Raw genomic sequence first — 304 nt, 5'->3', positions numbered from 1 at the left:
GGCCGCGAAGCCGCGCGCCTCGTCGTCCGGCTGGCCGTAGCCCGTCAGCGCGATCGCGTAAGGACGGGCGCCTTCCTGCCGCGCGCGCAGGGCCTGCATCAGCTCGAGGCCGTCAAGTTCCGGCAGGCCGATGTCGCACACGATCACGTCCCACCGCTCCGCGAGCGCGCGCGCCAGGCCTGCCCGGCCGTCGCCGGCACAGACGACGTCATGTCCTTCCGCCGCGAGGATGTCGGCCAGCGTGGCGCTGGCATCCGCATTGTCTTCCACGAGCAGGATGCGGCGGCGCGGCGTGGCCTGGGCC

At 74.0% G+C, this 304-nt stretch carries 1 protein-coding gene; it reads right to left on the bottom strand.

Annotated features, from left to right (window positions below):
• Nucleotides 1-304: response regulator (locus ACEN88_RS35115; protein ID WP_413347042.1), on the bottom strand; the 304-nt coding region annotated here is incomplete at both ends.

The sequence above is a fragment of the Massilia sp. CT11-108 genome, assembly GCF_047302915.1.
Classification (GTDB): Bacteria; Pseudomonadota; Gammaproteobacteria; order Burkholderiales; family Burkholderiaceae_D; genus Telluria; species Telluria orientalis.
Note: the sequence above shows the minus strand (reverse complement) of the source record. Positions and strands in the feature narration are given on the sequence as shown.